Annotated in this window: 25 protein-coding genes; 10 read left to right on the top strand and 15 right to left on the bottom strand. The window is 71.1% G+C overall.

Features of this window, described 5'->3' with window-relative positions; all coding sequences use genetic code 11:
- Window positions 1–123: 123 nt before the first annotated feature.
- The 5 genes from CLV35_RS05740 (at window position 124) to CLV35_RS05725 (ending at window position 5,180) form a co-directional block, all read left to right on the top strand.
- Window positions 124–708, top strand: a complete 585-nt coding sequence (locus tag CLV35_RS05740; protein WP_121192518.1) for a hypothetical protein — start codon at window positions 124–126, stop codon at window positions 706–708.
- 262 nt (window positions 709–970) lie between these two features.
- Complete coding sequence (locus tag CLV35_RS19935; RefSeq protein ID WP_183061753.1) at window positions 971–2,842, top strand: hypothetical protein; 1,872 nt, start codon at window positions 971–973, stop codon at window positions 2,840–2,842.
- Between the two features lie 25 nt (window positions 2,843–2,867).
- A complete protein-coding gene (locus tag CLV35_RS19930; RefSeq protein ID WP_183061751.1) occupies window positions 2,868–3,215 on the top strand; it encodes a TfoX/Sxy family protein in 348 nt (115 codons plus the stop codon).
- Between the two features lie 71 nt (window positions 3,216–3,286).
- Window positions 3,287–4,294: an aldo/keto reductase gene (locus CLV35_RS05730; RefSeq protein ID WP_121192963.1), complete on the top strand. Its 1,008-nt coding sequence runs from the start codon at window positions 3,287–3,289 to the stop codon at window positions 4,292–4,294.
- A 37-nt stretch (window positions 4,295–4,331) separates the two neighbouring features.
- Window positions 4,332–5,180, top strand: a complete 849-nt coding sequence (locus CLV35_RS05725; protein WP_121192517.1) for an SMP-30/gluconolactonase/LRE family protein — start codon at window positions 4,332–4,334, stop codon at window positions 5,178–5,180.
- A 12-nt stretch (window positions 5,181–5,192) separates the two neighbouring features.
- Here CLV35_RS05725 and CLV35_RS05720 read toward each other — a convergent pair whose 3' ends face one another.
- On the bottom strand, window positions 5,193–7,148 hold the full coding sequence (locus CLV35_RS05720) for a DNA/RNA helicase domain-containing protein (protein ID WP_407938187.1): 1,956 nt from the start codon (window positions 7,146–7,148) through the stop codon (window positions 5,193–5,195).
- A 175-nt stretch (window positions 7,149–7,323) separates the two neighbouring features.
- On the opposite strand from CLV35_RS05720, the gene CLV35_RS05715 reads away from it, so the two are divergent.
- Both CLV35_RS05715 and CLV35_RS05710 read left to right on the top strand, forming a co-directional pair.
- Window positions 7,324–7,578: a type II toxin-antitoxin system Phd/YefM family antitoxin gene (locus tag CLV35_RS05715; protein ID WP_121192516.1), complete on the top strand. Its 255-nt coding sequence runs from the start codon at window positions 7,324–7,326 to the stop codon at window positions 7,576–7,578.
- Window positions 7,571–7,975, top strand: coding sequence for a type II toxin-antitoxin system VapC family toxin (locus CLV35_RS05710; RefSeq protein ID WP_231121536.1), 405 nt, complete (start codon window positions 7,571–7,573; stop codon window positions 7,973–7,975). Before CLV35_RS05715 ends, CLV35_RS05710 begins: the two co-directional genes overlap by 8 nt.
- A gap of 4 nt (window positions 7,976–7,979) precedes the next feature.
- Here CLV35_RS05710 and CLV35_RS05705 read toward each other — a convergent pair whose 3' ends face one another.
- From CLV35_RS05705 to CLV35_RS05645, 13 genes are all read right to left on the bottom strand, one after another.
- Window positions 7,980–9,362, bottom strand: a complete 1,383-nt coding sequence (locus CLV35_RS05705) for an aldehyde dehydrogenase family protein (protein ID WP_121192514.1) — start codon at window positions 9,360–9,362, stop codon at window positions 7,980–7,982.
- A 23-nt stretch (window positions 9,363–9,385) separates the two neighbouring features.
- A complete protein-coding gene (locus CLV35_RS05700) occupies window positions 9,386–10,201 on the bottom strand; it encodes a fumarylacetoacetate hydrolase family protein (protein ID WP_121192513.1) in 816 nt (271 codons plus the stop codon).
- On the bottom strand, window positions 10,201–10,521 hold the full coding sequence (locus CLV35_RS05695) for a putative quinol monooxygenase (protein ID WP_183061749.1): 321 nt from the start codon (window positions 10,519–10,521) through the stop codon (window positions 10,201–10,203). Before CLV35_RS05695 ends, CLV35_RS05700 begins: the two co-directional genes overlap by 1 nt.
- Window positions 10,518–12,188 carry an IlvD/Edd family dehydratase gene (locus CLV35_RS05690; protein WP_407938194.1) on the bottom strand — a complete coding sequence of 557 codons (1,671 nt, stop codon included), beginning with the start codon at window positions 12,186–12,188 and terminating at the stop codon, window positions 10,518–10,520. Before CLV35_RS05690 ends, CLV35_RS05695 begins: the two co-directional genes overlap by 4 nt.
- A 128-nt stretch (window positions 12,189–12,316) precedes the next feature.
- Complete coding sequence (locus tag CLV35_RS05685) at window positions 12,317–13,066, bottom strand: SDR family NAD(P)-dependent oxidoreductase (RefSeq protein ID WP_121192511.1); 750 nt, start codon at window positions 13,064–13,066, stop codon at window positions 12,317–12,319.
- Complete coding sequence (locus CLV35_RS05680; protein WP_121192510.1) at window positions 13,063–14,184, bottom strand: zinc-binding dehydrogenase; 1,122 nt, start codon at window positions 14,182–14,184, stop codon at window positions 13,063–13,065. The genes CLV35_RS05685 and CLV35_RS05680 overlap by 4 nt, the downstream gene beginning before the upstream one ends.
- The gene (locus CLV35_RS05675) at window positions 14,181–15,122 is read right to left on the bottom strand and encodes an aldo/keto reductase (RefSeq protein WP_121192509.1); all 942 of its coding nucleotides are present in this window, start codon (window positions 15,120–15,122) and stop codon (window positions 14,181–14,183) included. Before CLV35_RS05675 ends, CLV35_RS05680 begins: the two co-directional genes overlap by 4 nt.
- Window positions 15,119–16,174, bottom strand: coding sequence for an NAD-dependent epimerase/dehydratase family protein (locus CLV35_RS05670; RefSeq protein WP_121192508.1), 1,056 nt, complete (start codon window positions 16,172–16,174; stop codon window positions 15,119–15,121). The genes CLV35_RS05675 and CLV35_RS05670 overlap by 4 nt, the downstream gene beginning before the upstream one ends.
- A 32-nt stretch (window positions 16,175–16,206) precedes the next feature.
- The gene (locus tag CLV35_RS05665; protein ID WP_121192507.1) at window positions 16,207–16,566 is read right to left on the bottom strand and encodes a tautomerase family protein; all 360 of its coding nucleotides are present in this window, start codon (window positions 16,564–16,566) and stop codon (window positions 16,207–16,209) included.
- Between the two features lie 22 nt (window positions 16,567–16,588).
- Window positions 16,589–17,377 carry a carbohydrate ABC transporter permease gene (locus CLV35_RS05660; RefSeq protein WP_121192506.1) on the bottom strand — a complete coding sequence of 263 codons (789 nt, stop codon included), beginning with the start codon at window positions 17,375–17,377 and terminating at the stop codon, window positions 16,589–16,591.
- Window positions 17,377–18,360, bottom strand: coding sequence for a carbohydrate ABC transporter permease (locus tag CLV35_RS05655; RefSeq protein WP_121192505.1), 984 nt, complete (start codon window positions 18,358–18,360; stop codon window positions 17,377–17,379). Before CLV35_RS05655 ends, CLV35_RS05660 begins: the two co-directional genes overlap by 1 nt.
- Window positions 18,360–19,739, bottom strand: a complete 1,380-nt coding sequence (locus CLV35_RS05650; RefSeq protein ID WP_121192504.1) for an ABC transporter substrate-binding protein — start codon at window positions 19,737–19,739, stop codon at window positions 18,360–18,362. Before CLV35_RS05650 ends, CLV35_RS05655 begins: the two co-directional genes overlap by 1 nt.
- A gap of 52 nt (window positions 19,740–19,791) precedes the next feature.
- Complete coding sequence (locus CLV35_RS05645) at window positions 19,792–21,150, bottom strand: glycoside hydrolase family 5 protein (protein WP_231121534.1); 1,359 nt, start codon at window positions 21,148–21,150, stop codon at window positions 19,792–19,794.
- Window positions 21,151–21,421: 271 nt separating this feature from the next.
- On the opposite strand from CLV35_RS05645, the gene CLV35_RS05640 reads away from it, so the two are divergent.
- From CLV35_RS05640 to CLV35_RS05630, 3 genes are all read left to right on the top strand, one after another.
- Entirely contained in the window at window positions 21,422–22,459 is a 1,038-nt protein-coding gene (locus tag CLV35_RS05640) for a LacI family DNA-binding transcriptional regulator (RefSeq protein ID WP_231121533.1), read from the top strand.
- Window positions 22,456–22,860: a DnaJ family domain-containing protein gene (locus CLV35_RS05635; protein ID WP_121192502.1), complete on the top strand. Its 405-nt coding sequence runs from the start codon at window positions 22,456–22,458 to the stop codon at window positions 22,858–22,860. Before CLV35_RS05640 ends, CLV35_RS05635 begins: the two co-directional genes overlap by 4 nt.
- Before the next feature lie 100 nt (window positions 22,861–22,960).
- Window positions 22,961–24,304 (top strand): hypothetical protein, encoded by a 1,344-nt coding sequence (locus CLV35_RS05630; RefSeq protein WP_121192501.1) that lies wholly within the window; start codon window positions 22,961–22,963, stop codon window positions 24,302–24,304.
- Window positions 24,305–24,310: 6 nt separating this feature from the next.
- On the opposite strand, the gene CLV35_RS05625 is transcribed toward CLV35_RS05630, so the two are convergent.
- Window positions 24,311–25,924, bottom strand: a complete 1,614-nt coding sequence (locus tag CLV35_RS05625) for a peptide chain release factor 3 (RefSeq protein ID WP_121192500.1) — start codon at window positions 25,922–25,924, stop codon at window positions 24,311–24,313.
- Between the last annotated feature and the right edge of the window lie 38 nt (window positions 25,925–25,962).

Genomic DNA, 25,962 nt, shown 5'->3' with positions numbered 1-25,962 from the left:
CCCCGCTCTCCCTCCGAAGCCTGCTAGGCATCGCTGACGCTGGGCGGACGTGTCGGTCGGCCTTCGCGTGGCGGGCTGGTCGCCGCCCCTAGCGACACTTCATTCCGGCGCTATGGTGCGCTGGTGACGGGGACGACCTACCACGTACGCAAGGTGTCGCTCGGGTTCAAACGCAAGTACCGGATCGCGGCAGACGACGGTACAGGCCGACCCGGCGAGCCGCTCGCGTACGGGGACAAGGCACTCACAGTCGCGGACGAGCTCATGATCTACCGCGACGAACAGCGCATCGAGAAGCTGGTGAGCCTCCGCGAGAGCAGCAAGGGCTGGCTCGCGGCGCTGACCGGCTTCGAGGCCTTCGACGGTGACGAGCGACTGCTCGGCTCGTTCGGCGTCCTGGTGAGGCGTTCGCTGCAACGCACGACCTGGCAGTGCGACCAGCCGGGTCTCGGGCGCTTCATCGGCACCGAACGCAGCGTCGGCGCGGCGCGTGTTCGTCGGCTGCTCGGATTCGGCGGCGCTGGCGGCCAGATCGCCGGAGCCCTCGTGAAGTACCACTTCGACTTCGAACGCGACGGAATCCAGGCGTTCACCCTGGAGAAGCCGAAGGTCTTCGACGACTGGTACAAGCTGACCGTCCAGGACGACGACGCCGATCGGCTGCTGCTGTTCGCGCTGGCGATCACCATGGAGGCGAGACGGTCCTGACACCGCGCGTCCACGGTCGCGCGACTCGGACCGGCGTACGGTCCGGCGTGTCGACCGGACAGCCCCGTCCGGAGATCGCCGACGTGGCAGTGAACATCGACTGCAATCAGGTCGCCGACTGCGCGCTCTTCGCAGCGATCGGCGGTGGGAGAGGGGCACGCCGCGAGCTTGAAGCCCAACCATGCGTACGCAGCGGATCCGTTGTCCACAGCCCGTGGCGCCGACCCTTCTGAGCCAGCCGTCACGCGAGTAGGGTCGCCGCGTGCCTCAGATGCGCTTCGGTCCCGACGACGAGAAGGCGTTCTACGCCGCCTGCGACGACATCGTCGACGCCTTCGAGCAGACACCTGCGGGCGACGAGTTCAGCTGGGTCGCTCGGACGATCCTCGAGCTGAAGTTCACCTACCTGGGCGGCGACCTCACCACGTGGTCAGTCGACGACGTCGAGCAGATCCTCCTCGACATCTACCCCCGCAAGGTGTCGATCGAGCCCGGCGACGAGCGCGACATCCTCGACGGCTTCGCCGCACTGCTGCAGTACCTCGAGGCGATCGGCATCGTCGGCTCGCTCGATCCCCGGCTCGTCCCAGGCATCCAGCGTTCCCTGCACGAGTTCACGGCCGCGATGGCCGACCGCAGCCGCTGGGGTATGGCCAAGTCGCTCATGGCCGAGGCCGACGACGAAGGCGTCGACGTGCAGGACTCAGCGGCGCTCCAAGCCTTCATCGACAACATCAACGCCCGCAGCTGGGAGGAGCGCGGGCGCATCTTCGGCCTCGACCGCACCGCACCCGAGCCTCCACTGTGGGGCGGCGGACCGATGCCGGGTGCCGCGGTGCCCTCCGAGGCCGAGCTGCGCGCAAGTGCCGCGGGCAACGTGTGGCTCCGCCGCCTACGCACCTTCGTCGACTGGGTAGGCGCCGGCAAGGCGCTCACCGACACCGGCAACCTGCGCCGGGCCGACGGCGAGGCGCTCGTCGCGCTGCTCGCGACCAGCGACCGCATCACCGAGAAGCAGGGCTCGTTCACCTACCGCTTCCAGAGCTCCAGGGAGCTGGCCGAGGTCGACCTGACGTTCGCGCTGGCCGCGGCGCTGGGGCTCGTCGAGGTCCGGGCGCGCAAGCTCCTGCCTGCCTCCCCCGCAGCGCCGCTCGACGACCCGTTGGCCGCGTGGCGGATGCTTGTGACCGCCTACCTCGACGAGATCGGTCCGGCTGCCCACCGGTGGCGCCTGCACGACGATGACCTCCGCGGTTCGCACGCTGCGCAGGTCGACGCAGCGGTGCCCGCGATGCTGGCAACCATCTACCTCGAGCACGGGACGGCGCCCCTCACCACCGTCGTGGAACACCTTGGGCCAGTCTCCAAGCCCTTCGACGTCACGCTCTACGAGGCGTTGTTGGCCCTGCGGCGTCTCGGGGAGATGGGCGTGCTGGTCATCGAGCCGGAGTTCGATGACCTCGACCTCGAGTCCTACTGGCTCAAGCCGATCGCGACCGGACTTGCCACGACGACCGCCACGCTGACCGGTTTGGGCACCTGGTTCCTGCAGGACCGGGCGCGCCGCCAGGGCTTCGGCGTCGCCGGCTCGTTGATCGGCCACCCCGCCGCTGAGCTGCTCCGAGCCGCGGCTGACCTCCCCGACGACGAGTCGCTGGCAGAGCTCGACGCGTGGGTGGGCGCCCACGACAATGCCGCCGCGCTGTTGGTCGAGGCCGTGCGAGACGCCGGAGAGGCCGAGCGCTCGCTCGCCTTCCGCGCCCTGCTCCGGATCGGTACGCCTGCCGCCCCCGCCGTCGCTTCGCTTCTCGACGATCCCCGGCTCCGTCCGCATGCGCTGGTGTGGCGGGTCGACGCAGGCCTGGCCGCCGAGAGCGAGGTTCGCGTCGACGACGCCGACGGCCTCATGCGGATGCTCAGCGCGGTGCTCGAGCTCTGGGGACCGCAGTCACTGCCGCACTGGGCCTCCCTCGTCGCCGCTCCCGCAGGGAGCGTGCGGCTGCTCGAGTCGGCGTGGCGCTCGACGCACCCCGCGACCGGCGACGTCCTGGCCGCGCTCGCCGAGCACGCCGGCGACAAGGTCGTGGCCAAGGCGGCCCGCACGGCGCACTTCAAGCTGCGCTCGAGGTCCTAGCCACCCGTGCCGCAGGAGGCGGATGATGGACAAGTCACCACCCGAGCTGGTCGAGCGGTTCGAGGAGCTCGCCACACTCGTACCCGGCGCCGTGCGCAAGCAGATGTTCGGCTACCCGTGCTGCGTGGTCGGCGGGCACATGTTCGCCTCGCTGTTCGAGGACTCGCTCGTGCTCAGGCTGGCGGAAGCCAGCAGGAGCGAGCTGATGGAGACCCACGAGGCGGTGCGGCAGTTCGAGCCGCGCGCCGGCCGGCCCATGACCGGCTTCGTCCGAGTGCCCGGCCCGCTCGCGCACGACGACGCGATCGAGGCGTGGGTCCTCGCGGCGTACGAACAGGCGGCCGCCCTCCCACCCAAGGCCCCCAAGCGATGACGTCAGGCTGACGTGTCGGGCGCTGCTTCCCGGGCAGGCTCATGGGAGACGACGACGGCAGGGAGCACCTCATGGCGGAGCACGACCTCGGCACACGCACGCTCGGCCCGGAGGGGCTCCGCGTCTCGACGCTCGGGCTCGGCTGCATGGGCATGTCGCAGTCCTACGGCACGGCTGACGAGGCCGAGTCGCTCGCGACGATCGCCCGCGCGCTCGAGCTCGGCATCTTCTTCCTCGACACCGCCGACGTCTACGGCGACGGCCACAACGAGGAGCTCGTCGGTCGCGCGATCAAGAGCCGGCGCGACGAGGTCGTCCTCGCGACGAAGTTCTCGCTGAGCCGCGACGCGTCGGGCGCCATGCAGACGAACGGCCGCCCGGAGTACGTCAAGGCGAGCTGCGACGCGAGCCTGCGACGCCTGGGCGTCGAGACCATCGACCTCTACTACCAGCATCGCGTCGACCGCACCGTCCCGATCGAGGACACCCTCGGTGCGATGGCCGAGCTGGTGCAGGCCGGCAAGGTACGCCACCTCGGCCTCTCGGAGGCCAGCTCGGCGAGCCTCGAGCGGGCCGCCGCCGTGCACCCCATCACCGCGCTGCAGAGCGAGTGGTCACTGTGGACGCGCGACCTGGAGGACGACGTGGTCGGCACCGCCCGCCGGCTGGGCATCGGCATCGTGCCCTTCAGCCCGCTCGGCCGCGGCTTCCTCACCGGCGCGATCACCTCACCCGACGACTTCGGGCCCGACGACTTCCGCAAGAACAACCCGCGCTTCCAGGGCGAGAACTTCGACCGCAACCTCCGGCTCGTCGACGAGGTCCGCCGCATCGCCGACGAGAAGGGCTGCACCGCCGGGCAGCTGGCCCTTGCGTGGGTGCTGGCCCAAGGCGACGACGTCGTGCCCATCCCCGGCACCAAGCGACGCTCCTACCTCGAGGAGAACGCGGGCGCCGTGGCCGTCGAGCTGAGCGAGGACGACCTGCGCCGGCTCGGTGAGATCGGGACGCCGGCCGGCGGACGCTACCCGCAGGCGGACTACACCTACGGCGACAGCCCCGAGCGCACGACGGGCTGAGCCCGTCGCGAGACCCGCGCGCCGCTAGGGTCGGCTCATGCGTGCTGAGCGGGTCACTGACCGGGTCACCTACCACGGCGAGGGCGCCGTCTGGTCGAGCGCGTGGGGCGGGCTGCGCTTCGTCGACATGCACGCCGGCGACCTGATGAGCCTCGCCGCAGCCGGCACAGTGACGCGCGAGCACTTGGGTGAGCTCGCCGCCTGCGTACGCCCGCGGGTCGGCGGCGGGATGGTGGCTGCCGTGAAGCGCGGCTTCATGCTCGAGGACCCGGACGGTACGCGGCACACCCTCCCCGAGCTGTGGAGCGACACCGGCATCCGGATGAACGAGGGCGGCTGCGACCCCGCCGGCAGCTTCTACTGCGGCTCGATGTCCTACTCGCTCGAGCCGGGCGCCGGCAGCGTCTACCGCCTGTCGCCCGGCGGGAAGGTCGACGTGGCCCTGACCGGCGTGACCATCCCGAACGGCTTCGCCTTCTCCCCCGACCACCTCACGGCCTACCACGCCGAGACCACGACCGGTGAGGTCCGCGCCTACAACTGGTCGGTCGAGGACGGGCTGACCAACGGTCGTCCGTTCGCGCGCATCCCCGACGACGCCGGGGCGCCCGACGGGCTGACGGTCGACAGCGAGGGCGGGCTCTGGGTCGCATTGTGGCAGGGCGGCGCGGTGTGGCACTTCGACTCCGCCGGCCGGCACGACGAGACGGTTGAGGTGGGCGCCAGCCAGGTGACTTCGTGCGCGTTGGGCGGCGACGGGCTCGACGAGCTGTGGATCACCACGTCGTGGGAGGGCATGGACGAGGACGCCGAGCCCGTCGCGGGTTCACTGTTCCGAGCGCAGGTCGGCGTCAAGGGGCTCGAGCCGCTGCCCTACGCCGGCTGAGGGCGTCTTCGGCTACCGCACCTTCGCGACGTGCGTGCCGCCGGCCGAAGAAGTCGCCACCGAGCGGGTCAGGGCTCGCAGCGCGTCGCGCGTCTCCCGGTCGGTCGAGTAGATCACCGTGCCGATCATGCCGCGGGTCAGCAGCACCTTGTAGACGTTGCGCACGAGCTGGTCGAAGCGCTCGTCGCTGACCGCCGTGCGGTTGCGGAAGTCGGGGTCTTTGTTCTCCGCCCGCCTGCTGACGAAGCGGCCGTCGCGCCACACGAGGTCCGGGCCGAGTATGACGCCGTTCCAGTCGTACTCGAACCCCTGCGCCGTGTAGACGCACCCCACCTGGTCGATCCCACCGGGATCGCTGGCCCAGAGCGCGGCCGGAGGCACTGCGCCGAGGTAGCGGTCAGCCTTGCTGTTCCACGGACGTGACCAGTCGCCGACCTGCACGTCGTTCACGAGGCTGTCGTCCGCTCGCGGGTTGCTCCACGGCCAGCAGTAGCCCGCCGTCAGGCGGCCGTTGAAGCCCTGCTCCTGCGCGGAGCGGATCGCGGCCTCCAGCTCCTGAGGGGTGTCGGCGACCTCGAGCTGGAAGCGGTCATCGCCGGGCCAGGCGAGGTCGTCGGCCGGTCGGAGGCCGAGGAGCGCCTCGACCCACAAGACGTACGCCAGGCTTCCGCCGCAGCGGAACTGCTCGTCGAGCGGCACCCGCCGCACCGGCAGTCCCCGCGCGGCGGCCGCCGCCTCGATGGTCTCGACCGCTCCCATCTCGCCCGGCCGCACCACCTGGTTCTGGTCGAGCAGGAACACCGGCACACGCGCGGCGTCGAGCAGCTCTTCGATCTGCGGGCGGCCCGTGCGCAGCGCCGCCCGGGTATAGCGGTTGACGGACGTCTCCCGGATGCGGTGCGCCTCGTCGAGGATCAGGACGTCGAGAGCGTTCGGCTCGGCGTCCATGAACGAGTTGAAGTAGCGGAACAGGCGCTGTACGCGGGGCGCCCGCGCGCCCGCCACCTTGCGCAGCGTCTGGGTGAAGGAACGCGATCCCGTCGCGTGGATGACGGTCCTGCCCTGGCGGGCGAGGTCCCCCAACAACGACAGGGCGATGACGCTCTTGCCGCTACCGGGACCACCGGTGATGAGCACCACGGACTTGAAGTCGCTTCGTCGCGCCTTGTCCACCTCGTGGTGGACGAGATCGACGGCGAGCTGCTGATTGCCCTGCAGCGTGAACATCTCGCGCTGTTGGATCTCTTCGGCGGCGACCGTCAGCAGCTGGCGGGAGGGGGCGATGCTGGAGTGCAGGAGCAGGTCGGCTGCTTCCGCCCCCGGTGTCGCGCCGTCCAGCCTCGACCTCAAGAAGTTCAACCAGGCCCCTCGGTCCGCACCCGAGAAGAGCTGACCGTGGGCATCGGGAGCGAGCTCGTAGAGGTCGCTGATCGCCTCGCGCTGCGTGGCGTTGTGGAGGTAGGCCGCCCCTACGACCGCGTCCTCGTCGCCAGACAGCGCCCGGGCGAAGTCCACGATGTGGGTGCAGTAGTTCTTGACCTGTCTCGCCGGGTGGAGCTTGGGGCCGCCCGGCATGCCGGGCACCTCGACGAGGTTGCTGTCGCCCTCCCACGCGTGCGCCGTGGTCCACTGCTTGAGCTCCACCACGACGTAGGACGGGCGCCGGGTGCGCGGGTTGACGCCGGCCAGGACCACGTCCGCCCGCTGCGACGTCAGCGGAAGCTGATACTCGAGAAGCACCTCGACACCCGACAAGCCAGCTTCGACGAGATCTGCCGCCAGCACCGGCAGGCTCCTCTTCCACGAGCGGGACTCCGCGGGCGAGGTGTGTCGTCCGGTCTCATGCAGCATCTGCTCGAACAAGCGCTCGGCGATGGAGTCGGTCGAAGCGGCGAGCGAACCCGCGGAGAGACGAAGCGGCACCGATGTCCCCAGGCAGCACGAAGTGACTCGTGCGGGTGGGGGCATGCAGTGCGCGCCGTATGGGACGACGCGCGCCCGTCGGGCCGCGGCTCGAGGTTATCCGGCATGACCGGCGGCGCGGTGTCGGCGCGCTGTGTGTGCAGCTGGTGTCGTCTGCACAACGCGAGCTGCAGACGCAGAGGCCCTGCGGGGTGTAGCACTGCGTGCTACGGTTGTCTTCATGAGCGAGTCCATCAGCCAGCGCGAGCTCCGCAACGACAGCGCGCGCATCATGAGGGCGCTCGGCGCCGGAGACAGTTTCGTCGTCACCAGCAATGGTCAGCCCGTGGGGGAACTGCGTCCGCTGAGGCGACACACGTTCGTGGATGCCAGTGCCGTCGTCGAGGTGTTCCGCAACGCTCCCGAGGTGGAGTGGCGGCGACTGCGCGACGACCTGGACGCGGTCGCCGATCAGGACGCGACGCCTCGTGCCTGAGCTGCCCGCACGTGCTCTGCTCGACACCTCGGTCGTGATCGACTTCCAGAGGATCCCTGCTGCGCTGCTTCCGGCTCAGGTGGCGATCTGCGCGGTGACCCTCGCTGAACTGGCGGCCGGCCCCTTCGCTACTGCTGATCCCGACGAGCGCGCCCGGAGGCAGGACCGACTGCAGCGGACCGAAGCGGCGTTCGATCCGCTGCCCGTTGATCTCGAAGCCGCACGCGCCTACGGCCGGGTCTACGCGGCCGTCGTCGCCTCCGGTCGGCAGCCCAGACGCCGAACAGCCGACCTTCTCATCGCGTCAGTGGCGGTCGCGCAAGGACTGCCCCTCGTCACCCGCAACGGTGCTGACTTCTCCGGTCTCGAGTCGCTGCTTGACGTGATCGAGGTCTAGAACGTCAGGGCGCGAAGGTCACCGTCATCGTCTTCGTGTAGAAGTCCCGCGCCGCGGTGCCCTGCTCGCGCGGCCCGTAGGACGAGTCCTTGTCGCCCCCGAAGGGCGCGAAGTAGTCCACGCCCGAGGTGGGCGCGTTCACCTTCGCCATGCCGACCTCGAGCTGGGGCACGAGCTTCAGCGCCGAGCCGAGCGAGTCGGTGAAGACCGCGGCCACCAGGCCGTAGGGCACGGAGTTCGTGATGCGTACGGCGTCGTCTGCGTCGGACGCCGCCACCACTGCGCACACCGGGCCGAAGACCTCCTCGCGCAGCAGGCGGTCGTCGGCGGCCAGGCGCGAGACGACGGCGGGCGACACGTACCAGCCTTCGCTGTCACCCGCCGTGCCACCCGTTACGGCGACGCCACCGGCGGAGACGGCCGCGGAGACGGACGACACCACGGCAGAACGCGCGTCGGAGTTGATGACCGGTCCGACCACCGTGTCGGCCGAAGCGGGGTCGCCGTAGGACAGCGCAGCCACAGCCGCGCCCAGCTGCTCGGCGAACGCGTCAGCCGCGGACTGGCCGCCGACGACGATCACCCGCGAGGTGGCCGTGCACTTCTGCCCGGCGTAGCCCATGGCGGCGCCGGCGATCACGCGAGCAGCAACGGCGAGGTCCGCGTCCGGCAGCACGATCGACGCGTTCTGGCCGCCCATCTCGCACTGCGCCGGGATGCCCCGCTCGGCCGCCGCCTTGCGGATGGACGCTCCCACAGCGGTCGACCCGGTGAACGAGACGACGTCAGCGACCGAGATGACCGCCGCGCCCGCCTCTCCCCCGCCGGTCACGACCTGGAACACGCCCTCAGGGAAGGCGGAGGAGAAGATCTCGGCGAGCCGCAGCGCGCACGCCGGCGACTCCTCGGCCGGCTTGAGCAGGACCGTGTTGCCGAACGCCAGCGCGGGCGCGGCCTTCCACAACGGGATTGCGACGGGGAAGTTCCACGGCGTGATGAGCCCGGCCACGCCGTGCGGCTTGCGGCGGGTGTGCAGGAGCGAGACACCGTCGGCGGACGGGATGACGTCGCCCTCGGGGAGCAGCGCCAGCTGGGCGTAGTAACGCAAGATGGCGATGCCACGCGCTACCTCTCCGCGCGCCTCGGTCAGCGGCTTGCCGACCTCGCGGACCACCAGCTCGGCCATCTCGTCCGACGCCCGCGCCAGCGCGGTCGCGCAGGTGTCGAGCGCGACCGAGCGCGAGGTCGCCGTGCCCGTCGCCCACGAGCGGGCGGCCTCCTTCGCGCGGGCGTAGGCGGCGCGTACGTCGTCGGCCGACATCTCCGGCACCGTGGCGATGACGTCCGACGGTGCCTGCGGCGAGGTGCTCTCGAGTGTTGCGGTCACGACTTCTCCTTCAGGGACAACAACTAGCGGCCGACGACGACGACCGGGTTGGACAGCCGCCCCACGCCTTCGATCTCGATGTCGATGACGTCCCCGGCGGCCAGGGTGACGTCGCGGTCGGGCACCAGGCCCGTACCCGTCAGCAGCACGACCCCACGCGGGAACTCGAGCCCGCGGAACAGCCAGTCGACCAGGTCGGGCAGCGTACGGTGCAGTGACGAGGTCGACCCCGCCGACTCCCAGAGCGTCGACGCCTCCCGCGAGATGCGCACCGACATCGCGAACGGCCCCTCGCCCGCCTCCCACACCGGCACGATGCGGTCCGACAGCGCGCACGAGCGCGTGTAGACCTTGGCCTGCGGCAGGTAGAGCGGGTTCTCGCCCTCGATCGACCGGCTGCTCATGTCGTTGCCGACGACGTAGCCGAAGATCTCGCCGCTGCTGTTGACCACCAGGCCGAGCTCGGGCTCGGGCACGTCCCAGCCAGAATCGGCGCGGATGCCCACTGGCTGGCCATCGGTCACGACCCGCGAAGGCACCGACTTGAAGAACAGCTCGGGCCGCTCAGCGTCGTAGACCTGCGTGTATAGCGCGGCGGCGCCGGACTCCTCGCGCCGGCCCTCGCGGGAGCGCTCGTAGGTCACGCCGGCGGCCCACACCTCCTGCTCGTCGACGGGCGGCAGGGGCACACCCTCGACACCTGAGCCGGACACCGAGGAGACGACGGACCGCGCATCGGAGAGCGGCATCGCGAGCAGGTCGCCCAGCGGGTGCCCGAGGGCCACCGTGCCGGAGGCCGACGTCACCGCCCAGCCGGACGACAGGCGTACGAGCGACATCAGACCAGCTCCTTGGCGGGCAGATGGGCGAACCCGGTCACGGAGCTGTGCTCCTCGACGAGGACGGATGACGTGAGCTCCGGAAGCCGTGCCAGCAGCGCGGCCATGCCCGGCCGCGCGTTGTGCGTCTCGTGCGCGGCGGCATCGGCATAGACGGCGGTCACCACCCGCTCGAGCGGGTCGGCGACGCGGTGCACCAGATAGACCAGCGTTCCCGGCTCGTCGGCCTCGACGCCGGGCAGCGCCGCGGAGAGCAGGTCGTCAAACTCAGCTGCGGCCGCGTCAGACACCAATGAGAACCGCACCAGCAGCGACCTCAATGCGAGTCCCGGGGCACCGCACGCCCGCGCGAGCCCTGCAGGAAGTCGAAGTCGGCGCCCTCGTCGGCCTGCAGCACGTGCTGGGTGTAGAGCCACGGCCAGCCGCCGGTCGCGGTGTCAACGGTCTGCTCCCACGACGGCTTGCGCGAGGCGAGCTCCTCGTCGGAGACGTCGACGCTGAGCCGCCGGTTGGGCACGTCGAGGGTGATCGTGTCGCCCGTGCGCAGCAGGCCGAGCGGGCCGCCGACCGCCGCCTCCGGGGCGACGTGCAGTACGACCGTGCCGTAGCCGGTGCCGCTCATGCGCCCGTCGCTGATGCGGACCATGTCGGTGACGCCCTGCTCGATGAGCTTCTTGGGCAGCGGCACGTTAGCGACCTCCGGCATGCCCGGGTAGCCGCGGGGACCGGCGCCGCGCACGACGATCACGTCGTCGGCGGTGATGTCGATGTCGGGGTCGTCGGCGAGCCGGTGATACTCCTCCGGCGAGTCGAAGACCACGGCACGGCCGGTGTGCGTGAGCAGCTCGGGCGAGGCCGCCGACTGCTTGAGCACCGCCCCCTGCGGGGCGAGGTTGCCGTGCAGGATCGCCGTGCCCGTGCCGGCCGGCTGCAGCGGCTCGGCGAAGGTCCGGATCACCTCGCGGTTCCAGCACTCGGCGTCGGCCACTAGCGAGCCGATCGGCTGGCCCGTGACGGTCACCGCGGAGCGGTTGAGCAGCCCCGCGTCGGAGAGCTCGCGCAGCACGGCCGGCAGGCCACCCGCGTAGCAGAAGTCCTCCATGAGGAACCGGCCCGACGGCATGAGGTCGACCAGCGTCGGCACCGGCCGGGCGAGCCCGTCGAACTCGTCGAGCGTGAGCGGGACGCCCAGCCGGCCGGCGAGCGCCAGCAGGTGGATGATCGCGTTGGTCGAGCCGCCGATCGCGGCGACCGCGCGGATCGCGTTCTCGAACGCCTCGCGGGTCATCACGTCGGAGGGCTTGAGGTCCTCCTCGACCATGCCCACGATGCGCTGTCCGGCGGCCTGGGCCACCTCCATGCGGCGCATGTCCACGGCAGGCCACGACGCCGAGCCAGGCAGCTGCATCCCGAGCGCCTCGGCCACGCACGCCATGGTCGACGCCGTGCCCATGGTCATGCAGTGGCCGGCCGAGCGGGCCATGCAGCCCTCGGCCATCGCGCCCTCCTCGGGCGTCATGCGGCCGGCCTTCATCTCGGTCTCGAAGCGCCACACGTGGGTGCCCGAGCCGACGTCCTGGCCGCGGAACTTGCCGTTGAGCATCGGGCCACCGGTCACCATGATCGAGGGCAGGTCGACCGAGGCCGCACCCATCAACAGGCCTGGCGTGGTCTTGTCGCAGCCCGAGAGCAGCACGACGCCGTCGAGCGGGTTGCCGCGGATCAGCTCCTCGGCCGTCATCGCGATCATGTTCCGGTAGAGCATCGCCGTGGGCCGGATCAGCGTCTCGCCGGTCGAGACGACCGGGAAGATGAGCGGGAAGCCGCCGGCCATGTAGACGCCGCGCTTGACCGCCTCGGCCACCTTGTCGAGGTGGGCGTTGCAGGGTGCGAGCTCCGACCAGGTCGTGGCGATGCCGATCACGGGGCGGCCGTCGAAGACCTCCGCGCCGTAGCCCTGGTTGCGCACCCAGGATCGGTAGAGCATGCCCGAACGGCCGGTGCCGCCGAACCAGGCCTGGCTGCGCCGGCCCGTCTCGCGGGCCTTGTCGCCGCCGCCGACAGCCGCGTCGACGGACCCGTCGGCGGGACCCTCAACGACACCCTCGTCGATGCTCACATCCACCCTCCGTCCACGACCCAGCTCTGCGCCGTGCAGGCAGCGCTGTCGTCTGCTGCCAACCACAGTGCCATGCGCGCCACGTCGGCCGGAACCAGCCTCCGGCTCAGTGCCTGCTCGCGCTCGATCGTGGCCTCCGCCTCGGCGTCCACCCAGTGCTCGAGCTGGCGCGCGGTCATGACCCAGCCGGGCACGATGCAGTTGACCCGGATGCCGTCCGGCCCCAGCTCCTGCGCGAGCGCGCGCGTCAGCCCCTCGATCGCCGCCTTCGCCGTCCGGTAGACCACGAGGTCGCGCAGCTTGATGTGGGTGCTGATCGAGCCGAGGTTGATCACCGACCCGCCGCCGGCCGCCCGCATCATCGGCACGACCGCCTGGGTGGCGAAGAAGTGGTGGTCGAGGTTGACCCGCATGCGCTCGTCCCAGAACGCCGGCGTCACCTCCGCCGAGCGGTGCCGGGCGTCGTTGGCCGCGTTGTTGACCAGCACGGTGAACGGGCCGGTGGCCGCCGCGAGGTCAGCGATGGCAGCGGCGTACGCCTCCAGGTCGCTCACGTCGACGCGCCGGAACACGGCCCCGGTCTCCGCCGCCAGCGCCTCCCCCGCGGCGTCCTGCACGTCCACGAACGCCACCGACGCGCCCTGCGCCGCGAACTGCGACACGAACTCCGCTCCGAGCCCGGTCGCTCCCCCGCTCACCAGCACGCTGCGCCCGCGCAGCGAGGGATAGGACGCGTACGCCGTCACGCAGCCGCTCCCGGCACGACGACCGCGCGCCCGACCGCCCCCGACGCGAGCGCGTCGTAGGCCTCCGCGACGCGCTCGAGCGGGTAGGAAGCACCCAGCAGCAGGTCGAGCGGGAGCCGGCCGGCGGCGTACAGCTCGAGCAGGCGCGGCAGGTCGACCGGCGGGTTGGCCGAGCCGTAGAGGCTGCCGACCAGGCGCTTCTGCTGCTGCACGAGCTCGTTGACCGGCACGGGCACGGTCGCCCCGACCGCGGAGAGGCCCACCGCGACCACCGTGCCGCCCGGCCGGACGGCGCTGAACGCCTGGGCCAGGGTGGCGGGGGCGCCGACGGCCTCCACCGCCATGTGCGCCCCACCGCCGGTCGCCTCCTGCACCGCCTCGACCACCTCGGCGGGCGAGAGCCCCGAGGCGTCGACGGTGGCCGTCGCCCCGAGCCGCGACGCGAGCGCCAGCTTGTCGGCCGCCACGTCGACGACCACGACCGGCCCGGCCCCGACCAGGTGCGCGCCTATGACGGCCGAGAGGCCGACGCCGCCCGCCCCGACCACGAGAAGCGAGCGTCCTGCCAGGGACCCCTCGGCCGAGGCCACGTTGAGCACGGCCCCGACCCCGGTCACGACCGCGCAGCCGGCGATCGCCGCCACCGCTGAAGGCACCTCCTCAGGCACCACCACCGCCGCGCGGCGCGACAGCACCACGTGCTCGGCGAAGCACGACACCCCGAGGAAGTGGTGCACCTGCTCCCCCGCGGGCGTCGAGAGCCGCGACGTCGCGTCCATGAGCCCGCCGCTGCGTGCCTGGACGCGGCCGTAGACGCACATCACCGGCCGGCCGGTCACGCAGTACTCGCACTGCCCGCACCTCGGCCGCCACGTGAACACGACCCGGTCGCCCACCGAGACGTCGGGCGCGCGCGACTCCTCGACCACCCCGACCCCCTCGTGACCGAGGACGACCGGCAGCGGGCAGGGGATGTCACCGCTCATGTAGTGCAGCTCGGTGTGGCAGACGCCGGCCGCCTCGACGCGTACGCGGAGCTCGCCCTCGTGCGGGTCGGCCAGCTCGACGTCCTCGACCTGGACCGGGGTGCCGGGTGAGCGCAGGACCGCCGCCCTCACCGTTGCCACACCTCGGCGGGCGGCTCGAGCCCGGCGAGCTCGTCCCACAGCGCGTCGGGCACCTCGACCGACGCGAGTGCGATCGTCGCGTCGATGCGCTCGGGCCGCGACGCGCCCACGACCGTGGAGGTGATGCGCGCGTCACGCAGCGAGTCCTGCAGCGCCGCTGCAGCGAGGGGTACGCCGTGGCGGGCGCACGCCGCCTCGATCCGCTCCGCCGCCTCGAGGACCGCCGCCGGGGCTGGCGCGTAGCAGTAGCGCTGGACGACCGAGGGGCCCTTGGCCAGCAGCCCGCCACCGAAGGGCGCGCCGTTGAGCACCGCGACGCCGAAGTCGGCGGCCTCCGCGAGCAGCGGCTCGGCCGAGTGGTCGAGCAGGGTCCAGCGGTTGTGCGTCAGCACGACGTCGAACGCCCCCGTCGCCGCGAAGCGCCGCAGCAGGTCGATCGGCCCTCCGGCGACGCCGATCGAGCCCACGACGCCCTCGGCGACGAGCTCCTTCATCACCTCGACCGGGCCGCCGGGCGCCATGGCCGCCTCGAAGCCGATGCGCTCCGGGTCGTGCAGGTGCAGCAGTGGCAGGAAGTCGACACCCAGCCGGTCGAGCGACTCGCGCACCGACTCCCGCGTGCGCGGCCCGTCGAACGGCCCGTCCTTCACCGGGTCCACCTTCGTGGCCAGCAGGAGGCCGGGCGGAACCCCGCCGATCTCACGCAGCACCGAGCCGAGCCGCTGCTCGGAGACGCCGTAGCCGTTGGAGGTGTCGACGAAGTTCAGCGGCCCGGCGAAAGCGCTCCGGGCGGTGGCCATCGCCTGCTCCTCCGGCACGGGCGCGTAGACGCCCGCCATGTCGCCGAGCTCGCCGGTGCCCACGCAGAGCGCGGTGACCTTCCAGCCGGTGCGGCCCAGCGCACGCGGCGCCAGCACGTCGATGCTCATCCCTGCGACCCCGGTGCACGCGTCACGAACGCCTCCCGCCCGGCATGGTAGGCCTCGACCACCCGGTCGAGCACCGCGTCGGTCGTGGCGTCCGCCCCGGTCGAGCCCGGGTGCTCCGCGCGCCACTGCGCCATCCGGTGCACTGCGCGGTGGAAGGTGAGCTTCGGCGCGAAGCCCGGCACGAAGCGCCGGATCTTCGAGTTGTCGAACACCGCGCTGTGGGCGAGGTCGCCGACCAGCAGGTCGGACCAGAACCAGTCGGGCGCGACCACCGGGAAGAGCTCGGAGGCGACGTGCACGAGCTTCGGCTCCACGCCGAGCCCCTCGCCGATCAGCGTGTAGATCTGGTCCCAGGTGTAGACGTCGTCACCGGTGATGTGGAACGTCTCGCCGATCGCCCGCGGGTTGCCCAGCAGCCCGACGAGCCCGACCGCGAAGTCCTCCGCGTGCGTCAGCGTCCAGAGCGACGTGCCGTCGCCGTGCACCGGGATCTCCGCTCCTCGCGCGATGCGGTCCACGACGGTCCACCCGCCGGGCAGCGGCGGGTTGGCGTCGTCGTAGGTGTGCGACGGCCGGACGATCGTGACCGGGAAGCCGGCCGATGCGTACGCGTCCTGCAGCGCCTGCTCGGCGCGGATCTTGGCGCGCGCGTACTCCAGGAAGCGGTTGTGCGTCGGCGTCGACTCCGTGACCGGCGTCTGGAGCACCGGCTTGCCGTAGACCGAGGCCGAGCTGATGTGGACGTACTGCCGGGTCCGTCCGGTGAACAGCTTCACCATGCGTTCGGCGTCGTCGCGGTCGTAGGAGAGGAAGTTGACGACCGCGTCGAACTGCTCGTCACCGAGCGCGGCCTCGAGCGAGGCGTCGTCGGTCACGTCGCCGGTGAGCAGGCGTACGTCTGCGGGCAGCGAGCGCGCCGCCGCGTTGTTGCCGCGGTTGAGGACCGAGACGGACAGGCCCGTCTCGATGGAGAGGCGTACGCAGGACGCGCTGATCGTGCCGGTGCCGCCGAGGTAGAGGACGCGCAGGCCTGCGGAGTCGTAGGTGAGCATGGAGTGGGGTTCCCTTCGAGCGTGGTTGCGGGTCAGAGCCGGCCGGCGTACCAGTCCTCGAAGCCGTTCTCGACGACGCTGACGAGCAGGTCCTCTGCCCGCACCCCGGCCTCGCCCAGCCGGTGCACGAGGGCCTCGTAGAGCTCGCGCTTCTTCGAGACGGGGTACATGTGCACCATCGTGATGCGGATCAGGACCAGGCGCTGGCGGTCGACGCCGCCGTAGGTCGGGCTGAACACCAGCTCGCCCGGGCCGTGCGGCCTGAAGACCTGGAAGAGGTCGTCGGCCGGCACGCCGAGCGAGTCGAGCTGGGCCTGGTGGATGGCCTCGCTCAGCGCCTCGTGCGAGGAGTCGAACAGGTCGCGGTCGAGGTCGACCTGGATGAGCGGCACAGGGGGCTCCTAGGTGAGGGGGTCATTTGATGGCGCCGGCGGACAGGCCGCGCTCGAAGAGCCGCTGCAGCGAGAGGTAGGCCACGATCTCGGGGATGGCCGTCAGCACGGCCGAGGCGAGGATCTTGGTCTGGTCGTTGCTGAACTCGCCGACGAAGAACTGCGGCACGAGCGTGATGGTCTGGAGGTCCTGGCTCTGCAGGAACACCAGCGGGAAGAGGTAGTCGTTCCACGCGCCGATGAGGGTGAAGATGAGCACCGCGGCGGCGATCGGGCGGGTGAGTGGTATGACGAGGTGCCAGAAGGCGCGCACCGAGCTGGCGCCATCGACCCGGGCGGCCTCGAACAGCTCGTCGGGGACGCCGTTGAGGAAGTTGCGGGTCAGCAGCACCGCGAAGGGCACCTGCAGCGCGGCCAGGGGTAGGACGACCGCCCAGTACGTGTCGTAGATGCCCAGCCGCATGGCCGTCGCGAACAGCGGAGCCAGCAGCACCACCTCGGGCAGGGTCAGGCAGGCGAGCAGCAGCCAGAACCACAGCTCGCGGCCGCGGATGCGCAGCTTGGCGAAGCCGAAGGCCGCCAGCATCGTCACCGCGTAGACCAGCACGATCACCGAGACCGCGATGATGACGGTGTTGACGAAGAACTTCGCCAGGCCGGGCACCTGCAGCACCGCCCGGTAGTTGCCCCAGCCGTCGCCGGCCAGGGAGCCCTGGACCATGACGATCAGCGGGAACAGGAAAGGGATCACCATGAGCGTGACGACGACCTGGAGCAGGACCTTCTGCCACAGCGTACGGACCTCGAACATCAGCGCACCCCGCTCTTCTCGCGTCCGCGCAGCTGCAGGACGACCGCCATCACCAGCGCGACGACCAGCAGGATCACCGAGAGCGCGGCGCCGTAGCCGACGTGCGCCTGCGGGATCGTGATCCGGTAGATGTAGGTGCCGAGGAACTCGGTGGCGTAGTTCGGGCCCGCCGAGGTCACCAGCCAGGGCACGTCGAAGGTCTTCATGACCCCGATGGCGCTCAGGATCGCCAGCGCCAGGGTCGTGCCGCGCACGCTCGGCCAGATGATGCTGGTAATCGTGCGCAGGTTGCCGGCGCCGTCCATGCGCGCCGCCTCAAGCACCGAGGGGTCGATCTGGCTCATGGCGGCGAAGTAGAGGACGAAGGTCAGCCCCGTCCACTGCCACACCGTGATGGCCATGACGACCCACAGCGCGGTGCTCGTCTGCCCGATCCACGGCTGCTCCAGCGAGCTCAGTCCGATGTGGCCCAGCACCCAGTTGAACTGGCCGTCAGGGGCGAACATCCGGCGGAACACCGGAGCCGTGATCGCCGGCGCGAGCACCACCGGGATGAACACGATGACCTTGTAGACCACCGCGAACTTGATCTTCGAGTGCAGGAGGACGGCGAACAGCATGCCGATCGCCGTCTGCACGACGAAGGTCACGGCGAAGAAGAGCACCGTGTGCCGGATCGCGCCCCAGAACACCGGGTCGTGGAAGATCCGGTCGTAGTTGCGGGTGCCGACATGCTCGGGACCGGGGCTGATGCCGTCCCAGTTGAGCGTCGAGATGTAGGCGGTGTAGCCGATGCAGTAGTAGATCAGCCCCACGCACAGCAGCAGCGCCGGCAGGATCCAGAGGAAGCCCGAGGCCGTGAGCCGGCGGCCGCTCCTGCGGCCGCCGGCTCCACCCGCCGGCGCGCCGGGCCGGCCGGTCGCCGGGGCGTCGGCCCCAGGCGTACCGGTCTGTCCCAGTCGTGTCGCTCCGGCGCGGCTCATCACTTGAACGTGAGGCCCGCGGCGACAGCCGCAGCCTGCATGGTCTTCGCGGCCTCCTCAGGAGACGCCTTGCCCGAGGCCACCGAGGTCGCCGCTGCCAGCATCGCGGCCTGGATGTCGGCGCCGAGCAGGGCGAACCGCGGCTCGCTCACCGAGCCCACGCTCTTCACGAGGTCCTGGACCGGGGTGGTCTGGACGGCCGGGTCGACCAGCTTGATCGTGTCGAAGTTCGGCTGCGCCGACTTCAGCGCGGGGAACGTGTCGAGCTGGTCGGCCACGACCTGCTGGCCCTCGGGCGAGGTCGCCAGCCAGGTCGCGAAGGTCTCGGCCGCCGCCTTGTTCTTGGACTTCTTGGCCACCGCGAGCCCGAAGTCGGAGTCGCCGAACATCTCGCTGGTGTTGCCGCTGCCGGCGACGTCCGGGAAGCGGATGGGGACGATCGGGAAGGGCTTGGCGCCCGAGACGCCGGCCGAGGACAGCGCCGTGGTCATGCCCTTCTCGGTGGCGTACTGGGTGTACCACGTCCCCATCATCACCATCGCGTACTTGCCGGTGAGGAAGTCGTTGTTGGCGTCGGGGTACTGCTGGTAGCCGATCGCGCCCTCCTGCATGATCTTCTGGTCGAAGAGCTGCTTCCAGATCTCCCAGGTCTTGACGATGCCCGGGTCGTCCCACTTCACCTCGCCCTTGGACGCCTTGGTCCACAGCCCCGGCTGCACGGAGTTCGCGATCGCCTGCAGGGTGTCCTGGTCGAAGCCCTGCTGCGACGCGCCCTGCACGAAGCAGCCCTGCTTGGCGGCCTGGAAGGTCTTGCACGCGGCGACCCACTCGGCGAGCGTCGTCGGCGGCTGGACGCCGTACTTGTCGAACAGCCCCTTGTTGATCCAGAGGGTGCCGGCGAAGGTCGAGCCCACCGACAGCGCGGTCAGCTTGCCGTCTGCGGTCAGGCCGCTCACGCCGATGGGGGCGACCTTGCTCTGCCAGTCCTCGCCCAGCGCCTTCTCGACGACGGGCGTGAGGTCCTCGGCGAAGGACTTGAACTGCGCGACGTAGGCGCCCGGCTGCATGTCGAAGACGTCCGGGCCGCTCGAGGACGCGAGGGCCGGCCGCAGGGCCGCGGTCCAGTCCTTGATCGACACGAGTTTGAAGTTGACCTTGATGTCGGGGTACTTCTTGTTGAACTCGGCGATGTAGTTCTTCGCCGTGGCGGCGTCGGTGGGCGTCCACCCCCACCAGCTCACGGTGCCCTTCGTGGCGGACCCGCCGCCGGAGGACCCGGAGGAGCCCGAGCCGCCGCCGCACGCGGCCAGGGGCAGGGCGACGAGGCATGCGGTGGCCAGCGCGAGGGCGCGGGGCTTCGACGTGGCGAACAGGTTCATGGCTTCCTCTGGTGGGAGACGTCGGTGTTCCTACAGGGGTGGAGCTGGGCGCTCAGCCCTTGGCGAGCTCCGCGCGCAGGCGCTCGCGCACGACGCAGTCGTCGAAGGCGAAGGAGTCGGCCAGGGCGACGAGCTCGCTGTCGTCGAGCCCGCGGAAGAGCCGGGCGTAGTCCAGCGCCAGCGGCTGGGCGAACGTGATGTTGTTGAGCAGGGTGCGGACCCAGTCGAAGCGGCCCCACGGGTAGGGGTCGAAGTCCGGGAACTCGCGGTCCATGAGGTCTTGTACGGGTTGGGTGACCTCCCGCGGGCCCCAGCCGTCGCTGCCCCACTGGTCGGAGCCGAGGCGGTCCTTCTTCGCGACGAAGTCGCTCACGAGCCGGCGGTAGGGCGAGTCGGGAGCGGCCGCGGTGAGGCCCTGCCGGCCGATGTCCTTGTACATCCACGACGCCCAGCCGGCGTCGTGGTCGCGGTAGATCTCGAGCTGGTCGTGCAGGATCTGGTAGCGCTCGTCGTCCACAGCGGGGTCACCGGTGTAGATCGGGCCGAACTCGCCGACGTAGATGGGGGTGCCCGTGCGGCGGGAGTACTCGCTGCGCTGCAGGAACTTCTCCTCCGCGGCCGCCTTGGAGTAGTCGTTGCTGCGCCCGAGGCCCTTGGGGACGTAGTCGTGGCAGGTGTAGATCGTGTTCTCGAACGGCTCGTCGAAGATGTCGAACTCGGTCGAGTAGGTGTTGCCGTCGAGGAAGATGACGTGCTTGTCGTCGATGGCCCGGATCGCGGCCACCAGCCGCTTGTAGAACGGCCCGACCACCGCGCGCGACTCGTCGGCCGGCTCGTTCATCAGGTTGTAGCCCGCGACCCAGACGTTGTCCTTGTAGTGCTCGGCGATCGCCTCCCAGATGCCGACGACGCGGTCCTGGAAGTGCGGGTGCTCCCAGAACAGCGCCCGGTGGGTCGCGTTGTCGGAGTGCCAGTGCTGGTTCTGCGATCCCGGCAGCGCGTGCAGGTCGACGACCGTCGTGATCCCGTGCGCGGCGCACGCGTCGACCAGCCGGTCGAGGTGGCGGAAGGCGTCCTGCTTGATGACGAAGGGACGCGCGTCGTCCTCGAAGTGGCGGTAGTTCACCGGCACGCGTACGCAGTTCAGCCCGGTCTCCGCGAGGAACGCCGCGTCCGCCTCGCCGAAGAAGCTGGTGAGCAGCCGCTCGAAGAAGAGCTCGTAGCGCTCGTCGCCGAGCACCTTGCGCACCTCCGCGCGCATCATCCACTCGTTCGCGCCGTAGCCGGTCACGAAGTTCTCCATGTTGAGCCAGCCGCCCACGCACACTCCGCGCAGGCGCACCGGCTGGCCGTGGACGTCGAGCACCGAGGTGCCTCTCGTGCGCACGTGGGTCAGGGCGTTCTCGCTCACAAGGCTTCCTTCGTTGGAGTCCGGTGTGTCGAAACTTTCGAAGAGTTTCAGCGGCGTGCAGGACGCTAGACGCCGATGCTGCACCTCGTCAAGGTTCGTCTGCATAACGATTTCGACGTCAACAGCGCCTGTGGGACAGGCGATTCGCCGGAGCAAGCATCGACATCAGCCCGCCGGATGTCATCGATACTTCTCGTAAACCGTGTCACCATGGCGGCCGAGGGACACCGACGCGGGACAATGAGCGTCCGTACGCCGAGCAGGAGGACCCGTGAGCGAGGTGGGGGCGCCGCGCAAGAGACCGACGCTCGCCGGAGTCGCGTCTGCGGCCGGCGTGTCGCTCGCAACCGTGTCGAAGGTGCTCAACGGCCGCGAGGACGTCGCGGAGGACACCCGCGCCCACGTCCTGAGGATGCTGGAGCAGCACGACTACGTCGCCTCCCCCAAGCGCCGCAAGCCCGGCGTGCGCCGCACGATCGGGCTGGTCTTCGACGACTTCATGAGCCCCTACGCCACCGAGCTGATCCGCGGCGTGACCGACACCGGCGGCGAGCTCGACATCGACGTGGTGGTCGGTCGCTTCTCCGGACCGTCGGCTCCCGGCAGCCGGACCCGCACCTGGGCCCAGCGCCTGAGCAGCGCCGGCCGCGACGGGGTCGTCATCGTCACCAGCGACCTCGACCCGGGCCAGGTCCGCAGCTTCCAGAAGGCTCACCTGCCGCTCGTCGTCATCGACCCGGTGCACACGCCCGAGGCCGAGGTCACGAGCATCGGGGTCACCAACTGGACCGGCGGACTCTCGGCGACCGAGCACCTCATCGGCCTGGGCCACCAGCGCATCGCCTACCTCGGCGGCCCTTCCGAGGCTGCGGTCAACCTCGCCCGCCGGCACGGCTACCGCGCCGCCATGGAGCGGGCCGGGCTGCCGTGCCCGCCGGAGCTCGCCGTGGACGCGGGGTTCGGCTTCGAGGCGGGCGTACGCACCGGGAGCCACCTGCTCGACCTGGCCGAGCGCCCGACCGCGGTGTTCGCCGTCACCGACGTCACCGCACTGGGCGTCATCCAGGCAGCGCACAGCAGGGGTCTGCGCGTCCCCGAGGACCTCAGCGTCGTCGGGTTCGACGACACCTACATGGCCGAGTGGGCAACGCCCGCGCTGACGACGGTCCACACGCCGCTGCAGGACGTGGGCCGGCTCGCGGTCCGGACGCTCAAGCGGCTCATGGAGGGCGAGACCGTCGACTCCCACCACATCGAGCTGGCGACCAACCTGGTCGTCCGCGACTCGACGACTCAGCCGCCGCCGTGACCGGGCGCAAGCCGCCCGGAGTGCCCGTCGAGACGTGGGTCGAGCGCCAGATCCGCGAGGCGCAGGAGCGCGGCAGCTTCGACGGTCTCCCCGGCACGGGCAAGCCGATCGAGGGGCTCGGCCAGCCGCGCCACGAGCTCGCGTGGGTCGCCGAGAAGGTCCACCGCGAGCAGCTGCCCGTCGGCGGCATCCTGCCGCCCTCCCTCGCGCTCGCGAAGGAGGTCGAGGACCTGCCCGAGCGGCTGGCCCGCGAGCGCTCCGAGCGCAAGGTCCGGGAGCTCGTCGAGGACCTCGACGTACGCATCCGCGCCGCCGTCCGCGGACCGCAGGTCGGGCCTCCCCTGCGCGTAGGCGTGCAGGACGTCGAGGCCCACGTGGCCCGCTGGAGGGCAAGCCGCTAGAGCCTGGTCACCGCGGCGCCACCGGCGTACCCTCCCGCTACGGAGGTCGCGCGGGCGGCGCAGCGCCTGTGCGACGTGCCCGTCGACCTGGGGGTCCGCCGTGAACATCCGGCACCGCGTTCTTCTCGCTCTTGCAGCAGCCATCCTCGGGCTCACCACCGCAGCGCCGGCCGGCGCCGCGACCAACGAGCTCGACACCGCCTGGGCCCACGGCGGCAAGCTGTTCGGCCTGGGCGCGGTGCAGCTCGTCGACAGCCACGGGCGGGCAGTGCTCGCTCGCGTCCTGCCCGACGGCGCGATGCGCGTCACCCGGCTGACCTTCGCCGGAGCCCCGGACCCGAGCTTCGGCACGAGCGGCAGCGTCACCCTGCCGCTCCGCTCCTTCGTCCCGCCGCCGGGCGAGGGGGGTGGGCTGCCGGAGGTGGACGCGCTCTACCCCGCCGGCGTCAGCGAGCTGCCGGACGGCCGGCTCGTCGTGCTGGGCACCTCCGGCAACAACGTCGGGTTCGAGCTCGTGCGGCTGCGGCCGAACGGCTCCACGGATCCGACCTTCGTCGGTGTCGGCTACAACCCCGTCGGCGAGTACGTCGACAACGGCGGGGCGTCAGCCCTGGTCACCTACCCCGACGGCAGCGCGCTCGTCGCGGTCAACCGCTTCGCCGACCAGCACTGGCTGCAGCGCTTCGCCCCGGACGGCACCCTCGACACCCGGCCGGGCAGCCGGATCGACGTGCCGAACCGCCCGCTCTGCAGCGTCGACGGCACTCCGCCCCTGCCGCGGTGCTACGACGGCTGGTCCGCCGACATCAACCACCTGCTCCTCCGCCCCGACGGCAGGATCGTCGTGGTGCTGTCCAACTCCGACGCGACGATGCACTCGTTCGTCGCGCAGTTCCTGCCCTCGGGAGCCCTCGACACCTCGTTCGGCCCTGGCGGCGTCGCGGAACTGCCGCTCGGCCATGCCTACGGCGCCGTGCTCTCACCCTCGGGTGACCTGTTCCTGTCGGGCGTCCCGTCCTTCCCCACGCCCGCGACGCCGCCTGCACCCGTCCGCGTCGTCGACCTGACGGGTACGGGTCGGCTGCGGGCAGCGTTCGGTGACCACGGCGTCGCGACCGCGTGGAACGGGCTCTACCGCGCGCCCGACGGGCGCAGGAGCGCCGACGGCGGGCTCGCCCTGGACGCCTCCGGGCGCGTCGTCGTCGCCGGCACCGGCCTGAGCACCGTGGACGCTGGCGTGCAGTACTGCTCGGTCACCCGGTTCACAGCGTCCGGCGCGCTCGACCGGAGCTACAGCCTGGACCACGACGGCACGGCGACCGACGGGCGACGCAACTCCTCGCGGTGCCGCGGCATCACTGTCGACGCAGCCGGTGGCTACCTGGTCTCGGCAGGCACCGACGACCTGCCGACCACCTCGCTGGTCGAGCGGTTTCGGCCCTGAGGACGCTCACCCGTTGGCCCGCCCGCCGACCAGCGGCTCGAGGGTCAGCTCGGGGTGCTCACGAGCCACGGTCGAGAGCCGCCAGCGGTTGACGAACAGCGCCAGCGCCTGGCCGTCCGAGCGCGTGAGCAGCTCGGCGCCCGGCAGCCGCGACAGCTTCGGCGCCGCGTCGGGGTCGGTGCGCATCGCGAGCTGGTACTCCAGCGGCTCGAGCGAGACGGCCGCTCCGAACTCGTGCTCCATGCGGTAGGCCGCCACCTCGAACTGCATCGGCCCCACCGCCGCCAGCACCGGCGCCTGGTCGCCGCGCAGGTCCGAGCGCAGCACCTGCACGACGCCCTCGTGGTCGAGCTGCTCGATGCCGCGCCGGAACTGCTTGTAGCGCCCGACGTCCTTGGCCCGCACCACGCTGAAGTGCTCGGGCGCGAACGACGGGATGCTGGGGTACTCGACCGGCTCGTCGACGTAGAGCGAGTCGCCGACGCGCAGCGCGTTGGCGTTGACCAGGCCGATCACGTCACCGGGGTAGGCGAGGTCGAGCGTCGAGCGCTCCCGTCCCAGCATCGACTGGGCGTACTTGGTGTGGAACGGCTTGCCGGTCGAGCCGTGCGTCACCACCATGCCGCGCTCGAAGACGCCGGAGCACACGCGGGCGAAGGCGACGCGGTCGCGGTGGGCGGTGTCCATGCCCGCCTGCACCTTGAAGACGAACGCGCTGAACGGCGCGTCGAGCGGGCGGCGCTCACCGCTGACCGAGGGCCGCGGGGCCGGGCTGGGAGCCGCCTCGACGAGCGCGTCGAGCAGCTGGCGTACGCCGAAGTTCTGCACCGCAGACGCGAACAGCACCGGCGTCGTGAGCTCCTCGAGGAAGCCCTCCTGGTCGTGGTCGCTGTCGGAGGCCTCGAGCAGCTCGGACTCCTCGAGCGCGGTCTCCCACACGTCGCCCTCGCGCTCGAACGCCTCGACCGGCTTGAGCACCTCCTGCGGCGCGGCGGTCGCACCGCCCGCGGTACGGGTGAAGCGGACGTACTCCCCCGTGCGCCGGTCGAGCAGCCCGCGGAAGTCGCCCGCGATGCCGACCGGCCAGTTGATCGGGGTCGGGCGCAGCCCGATCGTCTTCTCGATCTCGTCGAGCAGCTCGAGCGGCTCGCGGCCCGGGCGGTCCCACTTGTTGATGACAGTGATGATCGGCACCTTGCCCGCGCGGCAGACCTCGAACAGCTTGAGCGTCTGCGGCTCCAGGCCCTTGGCCGCGTCGAGCAGCATGACCGCCGCGTCGACGGCGGCGAGCACGCGGTAGGTGTCCTCGGAGAAGTCGGCGTGGCCCGGGGTGTCGAGCAGGTTGACGACCGCGTCGCCGTAGGAGAACTGCAGCGCGCTCGACGTGATCGAGATGCCGCGGTTGCGCTCCATCTCCATCCAGTCGCTGACCGTGCCGCGCCGGCCGGCCTTGCCGTGCACGGCACCGGCCTCCGAGATCACGGCGGCGTGCAGCGCCAGCGCCTCGGTCAGCGTCGACTTGCCGGCGTCGGGGTGCGAGATGACCGCGAACGTACGTCTGCGGGCAGCCTCGCGCGCTGCCACGCCGGGTGCGGCGACGTCCTGCGTGGCGCTGCTCATGACGTGCGGGGCCCCTGACTCGTGCTCGACGGTGTGCT

The sequence above is a fragment of the Motilibacter peucedani genome (assembly GCF_003634695.1).
GTDB lineage: Bacteria > Actinomycetota > Actinomycetes > Motilibacterales > Motilibacteraceae > Motilibacter > Motilibacter peucedani.
The sequence above is the reverse complement of the archived record's forward strand: the minus strand, read 5'-3'. Positions and strand labels throughout refer to the sequence as shown.